This window comes from Bifidobacterium catulorum, from assembly GCF_003129925.1.
GTDB classification, from domain to species: Bacteria; Actinomycetota; Actinomycetes; order Actinomycetales; family Bifidobacteriaceae; genus Galliscardovia; species Galliscardovia catulorum.
This window is the reverse complement of record NZ_QFFN01000027.1, coordinates 17,882-30,997: the sequence shown is the minus strand read 5'-3', so window position 1 is coordinate 30,997 and position 13,116 is coordinate 17,882. Positions and strand designations below refer to the sequence as shown.

9 protein-coding genes and 1 riboswitch are annotated in these 13,116 nt (G+C 64.4%); of the genes, 7 read left to right on the top strand and 2 right to left on the bottom strand.

All coding sequences use genetic code 11. The features are described 5' to 3' along the window. The first annotated feature begins 287 nt into the window (after positions 1–287). Positions 288–1,658, top strand: a complete 1,371-nt coding sequence (locus tag DF200_RS08455; protein ID WP_241520210.1) for an aspartate aminotransferase family protein — start codon at positions 288–290, stop codon at positions 1,656–1,658. A gap of 112 nt (positions 1,659–1,770) precedes the next feature. Beyond that, positions 1,771–1,876: riboswitch (TPP riboswitch) on the top strand. Further along, positions 1,872–4,607, top strand: coding sequence for a phosphomethylpyrimidine synthase ThiC (gene thiC / locus DF200_RS08450; protein ID WP_338323273.1), 2,736 nt, complete (start codon positions 1,872–1,874; stop codon positions 4,605–4,607). Its footprint overlaps the riboswitch before it by 5 nt. A gap of 186 nt (positions 4,608–4,793) precedes the next feature. Here the strand turns inward: thiC and DF200_RS08445 are convergent, their stop codons facing one another. Next, positions 4,794–5,261 (bottom strand): hypothetical protein, encoded by a 468-nt coding sequence (locus DF200_RS08445; RefSeq protein WP_146192052.1) that lies wholly within the window; start codon positions 5,259–5,261, stop codon positions 4,794–4,796. 195 nt (positions 5,262–5,456) lie between these two features. Next, positions 5,457–6,686, bottom strand: a complete 1,230-nt coding sequence (locus DF200_RS08440) for an ATP-binding protein (RefSeq protein WP_109137838.1) — start codon at positions 6,684–6,686, stop codon at positions 5,457–5,459. A 209-nt stretch (positions 6,687–6,895) separates the two neighbouring features. Here DF200_RS08440 and glmM point away from each other — a divergent pair, with 209 nt between their 5' ends. The 5 genes from glmM to rpsG all read left to right on the top strand — a co-directional run bounded on the left by glmM (position 6,896) and on the right by rpsG (position 13,110). Then, a complete protein-coding gene (glmM, locus tag DF200_RS08435) occupies positions 6,896–8,266 on the top strand; it encodes a phosphoglucosamine mutase (RefSeq protein ID WP_109137836.1) in 1,371 nt (456 codons plus the stop codon). A gap of 31 nt (positions 8,267–8,297) precedes the next feature. After that, complete coding sequence (locus tag DF200_RS08430; RefSeq protein WP_109137835.1) at positions 8,298–8,954, top strand: peptide deformylase; 657 nt, start codon at positions 8,298–8,300, stop codon at positions 8,952–8,954. A gap of 78 nt (positions 8,955–9,032) precedes the next feature. Continuing rightward, positions 9,033–11,984, top strand: coding sequence for a transglutaminase domain-containing protein (locus DF200_RS08425; protein ID WP_158275822.1), 2,952 nt, complete (start codon positions 9,033–9,035; stop codon positions 11,982–11,984). A 278-nt stretch (positions 11,985–12,262) separates the two neighbouring features. Continuing rightward, the gene (rpsL, locus tag DF200_RS08420; protein WP_100510868.1) at positions 12,263–12,634 is read left to right on the top strand and encodes a 30S ribosomal protein S12; all 372 of its coding nucleotides are present in this window, start codon (positions 12,263–12,265) and stop codon (positions 12,632–12,634) included. Positions 12,635–12,639: 5 nt separating this feature from the next. Then, positions 12,640–13,110: a 30S ribosomal protein S7 gene (gene rpsG / locus DF200_RS08415; RefSeq protein WP_100510869.1), complete on the top strand. Its 471-nt coding sequence runs from the start codon at positions 12,640–12,642 to the stop codon at positions 13,108–13,110. Positions 13,111–13,116: the final 6 nt, after the last annotated feature.

Genomic DNA, 13,116 nt, shown 5'->3' with positions numbered 1-13,116 from the left:
GGCGGTTTCCGGCATTGGCGTTCGAGTTGCGTGAGACGCCCCGCGTCCAATAGGCTCCCCTTGTCAGGGGAGCTGACGTGATCGGTTTGGGTGGCGGCTTCCGGCATTGTCGCTCGCGTTTCGTGGGACGCTCCGCTTCCAATAGGCTCCCCTTGTCAGGGGAGCTGGCCGCCGAAGGCGGACTGAGGGGTAGTGAGCGCATCGGGAGCCGCATCCGCTGCATGTCAGCGGCGATTGTCAGACGATTCGTAGGAAAAACAGACGATCCGTAGGAAAAGGAGTCTCCAATGAACCCACGTTCCGGCATGAAACGTATGGTCAACAGCTTCGACCCGTCCAAAGGGCCCGGCGACCTCGCCCCCGACGAGGCGTCCCTGCTCGCCCGCCGCCGGCGTGCGCTCGGCGTCCTCGCCCCCGTGTTCTACGAGCATCCGGTGCATATCGTGCGCGGCCGTGGCGCGCACCTGTTCTCCGCCGACGGCGCCGACTATCTCGACTGCTACAACAACGTGGCCGTCGTCGGGCACGCCAACCCGCATGTGCGCGAGGCCGTCGCCGACCAACTGACCCGTCAGGACACGCACACCCGCTATCTGCAGGACGAGGTCGTCGACTACGCCGAACGACTGCTCGACACGTTCCCCGAACCGCTCGACCATGTGGCGTTCACCAACTCCGGTTCCGAATCCAACGACCTGGCCCTGCGCATGGCGCGAACGTTCACCGGCCATCGGGGAGTGGTCGTCACCGGCAACGCCTATCACGGCATCACGGCGCTGGTGTCGTCCGTCTCGCCGAGCTTCGGCACCGGGCTGCCGTTGGCGCCGTTCCTCGTGTCCGTGCCGGTCGACGACGTCCTGAAGCATCCCGACGGCACGTTCGACGACCCCGACGTCGCCGCCTGTGCACGCGCCGAACTCGTCGCCCGCTTCGAGGCCGCGTTCACGAGACTCCACGACGCCGGCTATGGTGTATCCGCGGTATTGCTCGATCAGATATTCTCCTCCGACGGCGTGCTGCCGGGGGCTGCCGGCTGGGTGGGAGACGTCGCCGACGCCGTGCATCGCGCCGGCGGGCTGCTCATCGCCGACGAGGTGCAATCCGGTTTTGCGCGCACCGGCGAACGATTCTGGGGATTCCTGCGTCATCAGGCCGACGCCGACATCGTCACCATGGGCAAGCCGATGGGCAACGGCATCCCCACGGGGGCCGTCGTCTACAAGCATGGGATCGGCGACACGTTCGCCGAATGCACCAGATATTTCAACACCTTCGGCGGCAACCCCGTCTCCATGCGCGCCGCAGGTGCCGTGCTCGACGAGATCGACCGATTGGGATTGCAGCGCCATGCCCGCGACCTCGGCGACCGGATCGCCGCGTCGATGAACGACCTGCTTGCGGACACGCCCCGGTTCGGCGGCATCCGTCACTCCGGCCTGTTCCTCGGCGTCGACGTTCTCGCCGACGACGGTTCCGGCCGCCCCGACCCGGCCGCCGCGGCCCGCATCATCGCGGCCCTGCGCGAGCGGCGCGTGCTCATCTCCGGATCCGCGGCCGACGGCAGCTCCCTCAAGCTCCGGCCCCCGCTCGTCTTCTCCGGCTCCGACGCCGACCGGCTGCTGTCCGCGCTCGCCGACGTCAAGCCGTTGTTCGGATGACGGCGCCGTCCGGCGGCCGGTCGCATGACGCCGCCTATATCATGAACTTACGGGACACGCCAGAGGGTGACATGGTTTGACCGTGCGTGGTGTTAGCGTGGTAGCCGTATCAGCAAATCCACACGGGTGCCCAAATGCGAGGGCTGAGATCGGAAAGCGTCCGAGACCGTAGAACCTGGCCGGGTAATGCCGCCGTAGGAAGTAGGAAGTTCCATGCAGAGTTCTGCACATACCGCATTCCCATATGTTTCGATGCGTGACGGCTTCGACCTGTCGTCATCGTTCGTCGTAGGCCCCCATGCCATCGGCGACAAGGCGATCACCGACGTCGTCGACGACGCGTTGCGCGGGGGAGCGACGTTCATCCGCCTCTCCGCCCGCCACGTCACCGCAAAGGAGCTGACGGGGCTTGCACAGGATCTGGCGCAGATCATCGAGGACAACGACGAGTCCGATTCCGTCGCCCTGGTGATCGACGGCCGTGCCGACGTGGCATGGCAGTGCCGCAACAAGGGCATCAAGGTCGACGGCGTGCACATCGGCCTGAACGACATGGAGCCGCGAGAGGTGCGCGCCCTGCTCGGCGACGACGCCATCATCGGACTCTCCGCCCAGATCGAGGGCCTGGTGCCGATCCTCAACGAGATCCCCGAGGGCTGCATCGACTACATCGCCGCCACGCCGTACCATCTGGCCACGCCGGAACTGGAGGCGGCCGCCGCCAAGGAGGAGCACGGCACGCTGCTCACCCTCGACAAGGTGAACACCATGGCCGAGGCATGCGTGTACCCGGTCGTCGTGGGCGGGGGAGTGACCGCCGCCGACACCGCCGACCTGGCCGGCACCAAGGCCGCCGGCTGGTTCGCCGGCGACGCCATCGTGAACGCCGAGGACCCCGAGGCCGCCATGGCGGCCATGGTCGAAGGCTGGAAGTCCGTGCGCGGCGACGCCCGCCACGGCTATGCGCCGCGCGCCGCCAAGACCGAATCCCCGTCCGAGGAGACCAAGCCGGCCGTCGCCGAGAGGAAGTTCACCAACGCCAAGGACGCCAAGGCCGCGCAGAAGCTCGCCAAGCAGCAGCGCGTCGACATCGCCGCCCGCGACTCCAAGCAGCGCGACAAGGCGCACATCCGCAAGACCAAGACCGTGCACTTCGAAAACCAGCACGGCGTCTACGACCTTGAGGTCCCGTACACCGAGATCAAACTGTCCGACACTCCCGGCGTCGGCCCGAACCCGCCGTTCATCGACTACAACACCGAAGGCCCCAAGTGCGATCCGAAGGAGGGCTTGAAGCCCCTGCGTCTCGGCTGGATCAAGGACCGCGGCGACGTCGAGGAATACGAGGGTCGCAGGCGCAATCTCGCCGACGACGGCAAGCGTGCCATGAAGCGCGGCAAGGCCACCAAGGAGTGGCGTGGACGCAAGCACGACCCGATGCGTGCCAAGGATCATCCGGTCACGCAGATGTGGTACGCCCGCCATGGCATCATCACCCCGGAGATGCGCTACGTCGCCGAACGCGAGAACTGCGACGTGGAGCTCGTACGCTCCGAACTCGCCTCCGGCCACGCCGTCATGCCGTGCAACATCAACCATCCCGAGGCCGAGCCGATGATCATCGGCGAGAAGTTCCTCACCAAGCTCAACGCCAACATGGGCAACTCCGCCGTCACCAGCTCCATCGACGAGGAGGTGGAGAAGCTCACCTGGGCCACCAAGTGGGGCGCCGACACGGTGATGGACCTCTCCACGGGCAACGACATCCACACCACACGCGAATGGATTCTCAGGAACTCCCCGGTCCCGATCGGCACCGTGCCGATGTATCAGGCGCTCGAAAAGGTGGAGGACGACGCCAGCAAGCTGTCCTGGGAGCTGTTCCGCGACACCGTCATCGAACAGTGCGAGCAGGGCGTGGACTACATGACCATCCACGCCGGCGTGCTGCTGCGCTTCGTCCCGCTCACCGCCAACCGCGTGACCGGCATCGTCTCCCGCGGCGGTTCGATCATGGCCGAGTGGTGCCTGCAGCATCATCAGGAAAGCTTCCTGTACACGCACTTCGACGAACTGTGCGACATCTTCGCCAAGTACGACGTGGCGTTCTCCCTCGGCGACGGCCTGCGCCCCGGCTCCCTCGCCGACGCCAACGACGCCGCCCAGCTGGCCGAACTCATGACGCTGGGCGAGCTCACGCAGCGCGCCTGGGCCAAGGACGTGCAGGTGATGATCGAAGGCCCCGGCCACATTCCGTTCGACACCGTGCGCATGAACATCGAACTGGAGAAGGCCGTATGCTCCGGTGCCCCGTTCTACACGCTCGGACCGCTCACCACCGACACGGCCCCCGGCTACGACCACATCACCTCCGCCATCGGTGGCGTGGAGATCGCCCGCTACGGCACCGCCATGCTCTGCTACGTCACGCCGAAGGAGCACCTCGGCCTGCCGAACAAGGATGATGTGAAGCAGGGCGTGATCGCCTACAAGATCGCCTGCCACGCGGCCGACATCGCCAAGCACCATCCGCACGCGCAGGACCGTGACGACGCCATTTCGAAGGCCCGTTTCGAGTTCCGTTGGCTCGACCAGTTCAACCTGGCCTTCGACCCGGACACCGCCATCGCCTTCCACGACGAGACCCTGCCCGCCGAGCCGGCCAAGATGGCGCACTTCTGCTCCATGTGCGGACCGAAGTTCTGCTCCATGGCCATCAGCCAGAACATTCGCAAAAAGTTCGGCAACGCGGCCCAGCAGGAGCAGCTCGTCAAGGACACCATCGCCGGCAAGGTCCCGGCCGTCGACGTGGCCGCGCAGGCCGTCACCGACAGCGGCGTGAAGGCCGGCTCGGCCATGAGCGCCGACGACATCGCCGCCGGCATGGACGCCATGAGCGGGAAGTTCCGCGCCCAGGGCGGCAGGCTCTACTCCAAGGCCTCGGAGTAGCGGCCCACTGTTATCGAGCCCCCGCCTCGGTTGAGGAGGGGGCTCGATTCATGTGCATGGGATTGCGCCCTACCGCGTATGCTGACGTAGTTCCGGTCGGCGGCGCACACGGCCGAACGCGGTCATGAGGTCGCCGGCGCGGATGGCGCTGCGCCGGTCCTTCGCCGCCACTAGCGCCGCCTCCGTTTACGGAGTATCAGGCTCCACCGTAATCCATTGCGTTCCATCGGAGGAGTACGCAGGATCCTTGATTAATGTCAATGACATCGAGTCTTTTCCTTGGGGAATTGCGTCATTGACCGGGTGCTGGCATAAATATGAGATATTCAAGACGAGCAGCAGCAATTCATCGTTCTTCTCGATGAAGATGCGATGATTCACTCCTTGTATGCGGACCGTCGTGGGTAACTGCGAGTACTTTTTCGCAGTCGCGTTGCCATCATAGGATATGTTGATTATCGAGCATCCGGAATAATCGCGAAGGTCACGTTTCACATGTGTGATGGCATTTTGCTTTTCGTGTGTCGTCAAGCCCGCCGAGTCCGGAATCGTGGTGACGGTGCCTGAATAATCGGGCCCACGTTGTCTCCAATACCCATATCCGATAAGGGATAATGGCAGTATCACAAATATGCAGACAATGGAAAGTGCCATAACCGTGGTCATGATACGTACCAGGGGCATGGCACTTTTCGATAAAAGCGCCGACGATGGCTCTCGGTAAAAGGACATGATGGTTACAGAGGAATCCAACGTAGTTTCAGCGGATACCAGCGTACATGGGGATTGTCTCGTAATGCAATTGTCAGATATAAGCCCAAGGGTACATTGCTCCTAATCATTTATTGTTCATTGTTGGTTCTTATATTCTGCTAGCGTATGCTGACGTAGTTCCGGTCGGCGGCGCACACGGCCGAACGCGGTCATGAGGTCGCCGGCGCGGATGGCGCTGCGCCGGTCCTTCGCCGCCACCAGCGCCGCCTCCGTCCAGATGGCGCACACCTCGGCGCCGCTCCACCCCTCCGTGCGCGCGGCCACCTCGGCCAATGGCAGTTCGCCCTCGCATCGTAGCGACCGCGCCTGCACCTTGAGGATGCCCAACCGGTCATGCTCGCTCGGCATCGGGAACGGGATCTGCCAGTCGAAGCGGCCGGGCCGCAGCAGGGCCGGATCCACGTCCTCGATGCGGTTCGTCGCCGCGACCACCACCACGTTGCCCTTTGACGCGAACCCGTCCATAAGCGTGAGCAGCTGCGCCACCAGCCGTTTGCCCACGCCGTTCGTGTCGGTGTCGCGCGACGAGGCGATGGAATCGATCTCGTCGAAGAAGATGATTGCCCGTTCGTCGCTTTGCGCCGCGGCGAAGATCATGCGCAGCGTCTCCTCGCTGTCGCCCACGTACTTGCTGACGATCGTGGGCCCGGAGACCAGATAGAACTGCGCGTCGGCCACGTTCGCGATGATGCGTGCCAGATGCGTTTTGCCGGTGCCGGGCGCGCCCGTGAATATCACGCCTTTGATGGGCTTGGCGCCGATGGCCCGCATCTGCTCGCTGTTGCCCAGCTGCGTTTCGATGAGCTCCTTGGCGCGTGATATCACCTGCTCGTAGCCGCCGAACGAGGCGAACGTCAGCGACGGGTCGGCGCCCGGCGTAAGACGATACTGCTTGATGTCGTCGTCATGGTCGCTTTCGCCCGGACGGATGGCCGTCGGCCACAGCACCCGTTCGATGCCGAACATGTCGGTGAATTCCACCGTATTGCCCGGCATGACGTTCCGCGGATAATCGCCTTCCAATATCTCCAGCCCGTCCGACGTCTCCAATATCACGCAGTCGTCGAGCGCGCGTCGCACAATGCCGACGCGAGGCCTGACCGGCCACACCGATTCCGGAACCCTCGTGTAGAAGTCCTCGCCTACGAGCATCACCTCGCCGATTTCCAGCACCTCCTGGTTGGGGAACGTCAGCTGCGTGGTCCGGCCGTTCGGCATAACGCCGTAGTAGTGCGCACGCCCCTCGTCGAATCCGGTGATCCGCACCAGCACGCCGTCCTGCCGCATCGCGCCGCCGTCCGCCATATCGTTCTCCTTCGTCACGTGGTCGCATTGCCAATATATACGACGGTCATGCTCGGGCGGAAGACCGTCGGGTTCGCCGCGGCTGCGGGCCATCCGGCAAATGCGGTGAAAACGAGGTGTATTTTCCTTGAAACGGCATCGTGATAAGGCGCAGTGGGTACCATGGTTCACGTATCAATGCTTCCCTAAGATAGCGAGGATGACAGAACATGCCACGTATGTTCGGAACCGATGGTGTTCGTGGATTGGCAAACCGTGATTTGACCGCGCAGCTGGCGCTCGATTTGGGCGACGCCGCCGTTCGTGTGCTCGGCGATGTGCAGACCGAAGGCCGTCGCCGCGCCCTGGTCGGACGCGATACCCGCGTCTCCGGCGACTTCCTCGCCGCCGCCCTCTCCGCGGGCATGAGCGCCGGCGGGTTCGACGTCATCGACGCCGGCATCATCCCCACGCCGGGCGTCGCCTACCTGACCAGCGTCCTGAACGTCGAGATGGGTGCCGTGATCTCCGCCTCCCACAATCCGATGCCCGACAACGGCATCAAGTTCTTCGCCCGCGGCGGGTTCAAGCTGCCCGACGCCAAGGAGGACGACATCGAGGCCGTGCTCGGCCAGGAATGGGAACGCCCGACCGGCGCCGGCGTCGGCCGCATCTCCCATGACACCGACACCGCCACCAAGCTGTACATCGACCACCTCGTCGCGGCGGTCGCGCCGGTCGACGAGCACAAGACCCAGACCAAGCCGCTCAAGGGGCTGAAGATCGTGGCCGACTGCGCCAACGGCGCCACCTCGGTCGTGGCCCCAGAGGCCCTGCGCCGGGCCGGAGCCGACGTCATCGTCATCAACGCCTCCCCGGACGGCTACAACATCAACAAGCACGCCGGCAGCACCCACCCCGAGCAGCTGCAGGCCATGGTCAAGGCGTCCGACGCCGTCATGGGCGTGGCCTTCGACGGCGACGCCGACCGCTGCCTCGCCGTGGACGAGGACGGCAACATGGTCAACGGCGACCAGATCATGGGCATCCTCGCCCGCGCCAAGAAGCGGGAGGGCAAGCTCAACCACGACACGCTCGTCGTCACCGTGATGAGCAACCTCGGCCTCAAGCTCGCACTCAAGGACATGGGCATCAGGACCGTGCAGACCAGCGTCGGCGACCGCTACGTGCTTGAGGAGATGCTCAAGCACGACTACTCGCTCGGCGGCGAACAGTCCGGCCATGTCATCAACCGCGAATTCGCCACCACCGGCGATGGCACGCTCACCGCGCTCACCCTCTCCCTTGAGGTCATGAGGTCCGGCAAGAGCCTCAAGGAGCTCGCCGCGGACTTCCCGCAGCTGCCCCAGCAGCTCGTCAACGTGCCGAACGTCGACAAGATGGCCGCCACCACCAACGCCAAGGTGCAGGCCGCCGTGGAACGCGAGTCGAAACTGCTCGGCGACACCGGCCGCGTGCTGCTGCGTCCCTCCGGCACCGAGCCGCTCGTTCGCGTGATGGCCGAGGCCGCCACGCAGCAGCAGGCCGACGAGGTGTGCAACCGCCTCGCCCAGGTCGTCGCCGACGAGCTCGCCCTGTAGAACGTCCACGGTCAAACGGTAAGGAACCCCCATGTTCGGAAAAAACGGCAAGATCAACATGGAACTCAACCGCGAGGTCGAGCTCATGCTCAAGGACGCCAAGGCCAACGACGGACTGCTGCCCATAGTGCAGGCCGGCGAGCCGGTGCTGCGTCGCCGGACCGCGCGCTACGACGGCCAGCTCTCCAAAACCACGCTGAGGAAGCTCATCGAGACGATGCGCCACACCATGCTCGAAGCCCCCGGCGTGGGCCTGGCCGCCACGCAGATCGGACTCGGGCTGGCGCTCGCCGTGGTGGAGGACCACATCCGCGACGACGATGACGATCCGCGGGAGGTGGCCGAGTTCCCCTTCCATGTGATCATCAACCCCGTCTACACACCGGTGGGGGAGAGGACCGCGAGCTTCTACGAAGGATGCCTGAGCTTCGACGGATACCAGGCGGTGCGCCGCCGATGGGTGGACATCGACGCCGAATGGGACGACGAGCACGGGCAGCATCACAAGGAGCGTCTGCACGGCTGGCCGGCACGCATCTTCCAGCACGAGACGGACCATCTCGGCGGCGAACTCTATATCGACAAGGCGGAGATCCGCAGCCTCACCACCTATGAGAACCTTGAGGACTACTGGTGCGACGACCCGGTGCCCACCGCCGCCGCCGAACAGCTCGGCTTCGAACTCTGAGGCATCCCTCCATACCCAAAAACCCCATGCCGCGGTATCATGGTGTCGGAACCGCAAAGCCGAGGTATGGGGGAAGGCGTGAACCAGCAGAATCCTGGCAGCCAGCATCCGAACGAACAGCATCCCGAGGGGAATCCCCACGGCTGGAATCCTGCCGGCGGGCAACCCGGGGCGCAACGGCCGGACGGGTGGAATCCGTCCCCGTCTCCGGGGCGGGGACAGCAGGCGAACCGGTCGCCATACGGCGGTCCGTCATCGGGAGGCCAGGGGCCGCATCCGTATGGGCGCCAGCCGCAACGGCCGGTTCCCCCGCAACAGCGATCCGGCAGCGGCCAGCAGCTGCCGCCGTACCGGGCCAACCAGGGTGGGGGCCCGCGACAGCCCGATCCCCGGCAAACGCCGTATCAGGATCGTCCCCCATATCAGGGGATGCGACCCGGCCGTGAGATTCCGTATGCGTCAGGCCCCCAAAGGTCCGGGGAATCGCCGCGGCAGCCGCAGCCCCCGCAGTCCCGGCCGGTCTATCAGGGCCTTCGTGCGCCGCAGCGGCAGCCGCAGCCACGGCAACCATGGTCGGGGCAGGTCGCGGCCCCGCAGGCGCCGTCTCGACGGTCACGTCGCCGCGGCTCGCATTCGGGCGGCTACGCGGTGCCGTCGGCCGGTGCCGCGGCCGCGATGAGGTCACGGTCGCGCAGGAACAACATCATCACGCTGATCATCGCCGCCGTCGTGATCGTCGCCATGTACGCCACGTACACGTTCTTCACGAACCGCAACGAACACGGCTACGCCAGCAACGACATGTCGGTGTACGGCAACAGTTTCGACACCTCGAAATACGACCTCCAGAAGCCTTGGCTCGACACCCCGTCCGACGTCACGTTCAGTGAGAACGTCGGCAAGATGTCGGTCATGATGAAGAAGTACACCGAGGGCCTCACCCAGGACGGCGAGCCCGTGGCCGCCGTCTACACCGATCCCGCGCTCACCCAGCGGTACAGCATCAACGTCTCCGAGGACAAGGAGAAGTCCGGCTACGTCAACATCAACGCCGCCAGCTTCGCCCCGTGCGCGAACTATTACGATCCGGGCACAAGGAAGCTGAACGCCCAATCGTTCGAAGACATCGCAAGCAACGACTACTACGTCGGCGACTCATGCCTCGACCGCCAGCTCGACGACGACTACTTCGCCGGCGACGGCTCCGTCGGCGGCAAGTTCATCGGATTCGAACGGTACTTCCTCGTCGTGTACTACGGGGAGGACGGCGAGAAGCTCGCCAAACCCAAGGTCACGTATTTCACCGTCTACGACGACAAGCACGAGCTCCAGGCACCGCAGAACGTCGAGGTGGACGTCAACAAGCGCGGTGAGGTGAACGTCAGCTGGAACCCGGTCGAGGGGGCCACCCATTACAACGTGTATCTGCGTACCGGCGGCAAGATCAAGACCAAGGACGCGTCCAAGCTGGAACGGCAGCAGGCGGACACCTCCGCGCAGTCGACGTATCTGCTGGCCAAGCCGACCGGGAACTCCGTGAACCTCGCCGACTGGGACCCCACCAAGGCGCCGGGGTTCCGAAGCTATCTCTCCGGGGCGCTGGACAAGGCCGAGGAGGAGTTCGAGACCGGCAAGGTGTATTCGGACACCCCGATATACCAGAACATGCAGTTCGCCAACCTGTTCAGCGGTCAGAGCGAGGACGCGTTGTTCAGCCCCGGTTCGAGCAGCCTGGAGGAGAACCACGCCGACTACCAGCGTTCGCTGAGCAACACCAGCCTGCTGGTCGTGGCCTTCGGCGACGACGAGAAGGCGTCGAACTCCCCGGCGGCGCAGGTCAGCATCACGTCGATGCTCTCCCAGGTGCCGTTGGGGCCGGCGTTCAACGCCATGATGGACGAGTCCAGCGTCAACAAGGAGTACGTCACGTACATCACCGTCGCCGACGGGCTGACGCGCATCGTGCCGCGCCGCTACGACTGGTCCACCGCCAAAGTCACGTCCGAGGGCGTGGAGGTCACCTTCAACCTCGGCGAGACGACGATGACCTCCAAGCAGGTGCTCTCCGACAAGGGAGACACGGTCGCCGAGGTCAAGGCACGCGTCGAGAAGGACACCGCCGCCGTACAGGCCGCCGACAAGCAGACGGGCCTGATGACGGGTGACGGATCGGGCACCATCGACTGGAACGACTCCACGGGCGACATCTCGAAGGCCGTCGACATGAACGGCGTGAGCGGGTCCATCGAATACGTGAGGTTCATCGCAGCGAACCTCCTGCAGGACCGCACGTACATGGACGTCACCAAGTACTACGACCAGGCCGGCGCCCCGACCGCCAAGGACGCCGTGGACGAGGCGGTGGCGCAGAACCCCCTCATCCTGCACACCTACGCCTATTCCGCCACCAAACGCAGCGGCAGCAAGGTGTATCTCAAGGTGCAGTACTATGACGACAGCTACGGTTCGTCCACCGCGAGGGTGAGGAAGGACCTGGACGCCAAGGCCGACCAGATCGTGTCGAAGATCATCACGCCCGGCATGGACGCCAAGGCCAAGGCCACGGCCATCAACCGGTACCTCGTCGACAACTTCGAATACGACTACGCCACCTACCGCAGCGAGATGCAGAGCAGGACGTCGGCGGACAGGAACTTCTACGTACGCCACAAAAGCAACCAGAACGCCTCGGGCCTGCTCGGCACCTATGACGGGCAGAAGCTGAACGTCACCGTGTGCGCCGGCTACGCCAAGGCGTACAAGCTCCTTGCCGACAAGGCCAAGCTCGACGCCGTGTATGTGACCGGCACGGTGAACACAGGAACCTCCAACGGCGGCCACGCCTGGAACAAGGTGAAGGTGGGCGGCCAATGGCTGGTGGTGGACTCCACATGGAACGACTCCGGGGGCGGATCGCCGATCCAGTACCTGCTGGTCTCCGACGACAGCGACGTGATCCGCGGCCGGGGGCAGGTGTACGACCGGGACGAGATCGTGGACGCCAAGCTCGCCGACTACGGCATCAGCTGACGGTCGAGCCGCTCTCCGTCCCGTCGCCGGCGCGCCGTTGTCCAGCCATCTGGTAAACTATTCCCTTGTGTGTGCCATTGGCGCCGTCTATGTGATTGGCGGCGTCCGAGTGGGACATCCCCGAGTCCTGTGACGCAAGCCGGCGACGGCGAACCGAGGACGGAGGGCCATCGGGCCGGTGGACTGTGGCTGGGATATCCGATTCGAGGATGTTCTTCGGGCTGCAGTGTGGCGGTCCCGCAGAAGAACATATTCCCATGTGAATCGGAGAACTTAAGTTGCCTACGATTGAACAGCTCGTCCGTAAGGGACGCAAGCCGAAGCCCAAGAAGTCGAAGACCTTGGCGCTGAAGGGCAGCCCGCTGCGTCGCGGCGTGTGCACCCGTGTCTACACCACCACCCCGAAGAAGCCGAACTCGGCTCTGCGTAAGGTCGCCCGTGTGCGCCTTTCCTCGGGCATCGAAGTCACCGCCTACATTCCGGGTGAGGGCCACAACCTGCAGGAGCACTCCATCGTGCTCGTGCGCGGCGGCCGTGTGAAGGATCTTCCTGGTGTGCGTTACCACATCGTGCGTGGCGCGCTCGATACCCAGGGTGTCAAGGACCGCAAGCAGGGTCGTTCCCTGTACGGAGCAAAGAAGGCGAAGTAAGAGAAATGTCACGTAAAGGACCCGCTAAGAAGCATCAGCTCCTGCCCGATCCGATCTACGGTTCGACGGTGGTTGCCCAGCTCATCAACAAGATTCTGCTCGACGGCAAGAAGTCGATCGCCGAGGACATCGTGTACTCCGCGCTTGATATGGTCAAGGAGAAGACCGATCAGGAACCCGTTTCCGTGCTGAAGCGTGCTCTTGACAACATTCGTCCGAGCCTTGAGGTTCGCTCCCGTCGAGTCGGCGGCGCCACCTACCAGGTGCCTGTCGAGGTCAAGCCGGGCCGCGCCAACACGCTGTCCCTGCGTTGGCTGACCGACTTCTCCCGCGCCCGTCGCGAGAAGACGATGGCCGAGCGCCTCGCCAATGAGATCCTCGACGCCTCCAACGGCCTCGGCGCTTCTGTCAAGCGTCGCGAGGATACTCATAAGATGGCAGAGGCGAACAAGGCCTTCGCCCACTACCGCTGGTAATCAGTA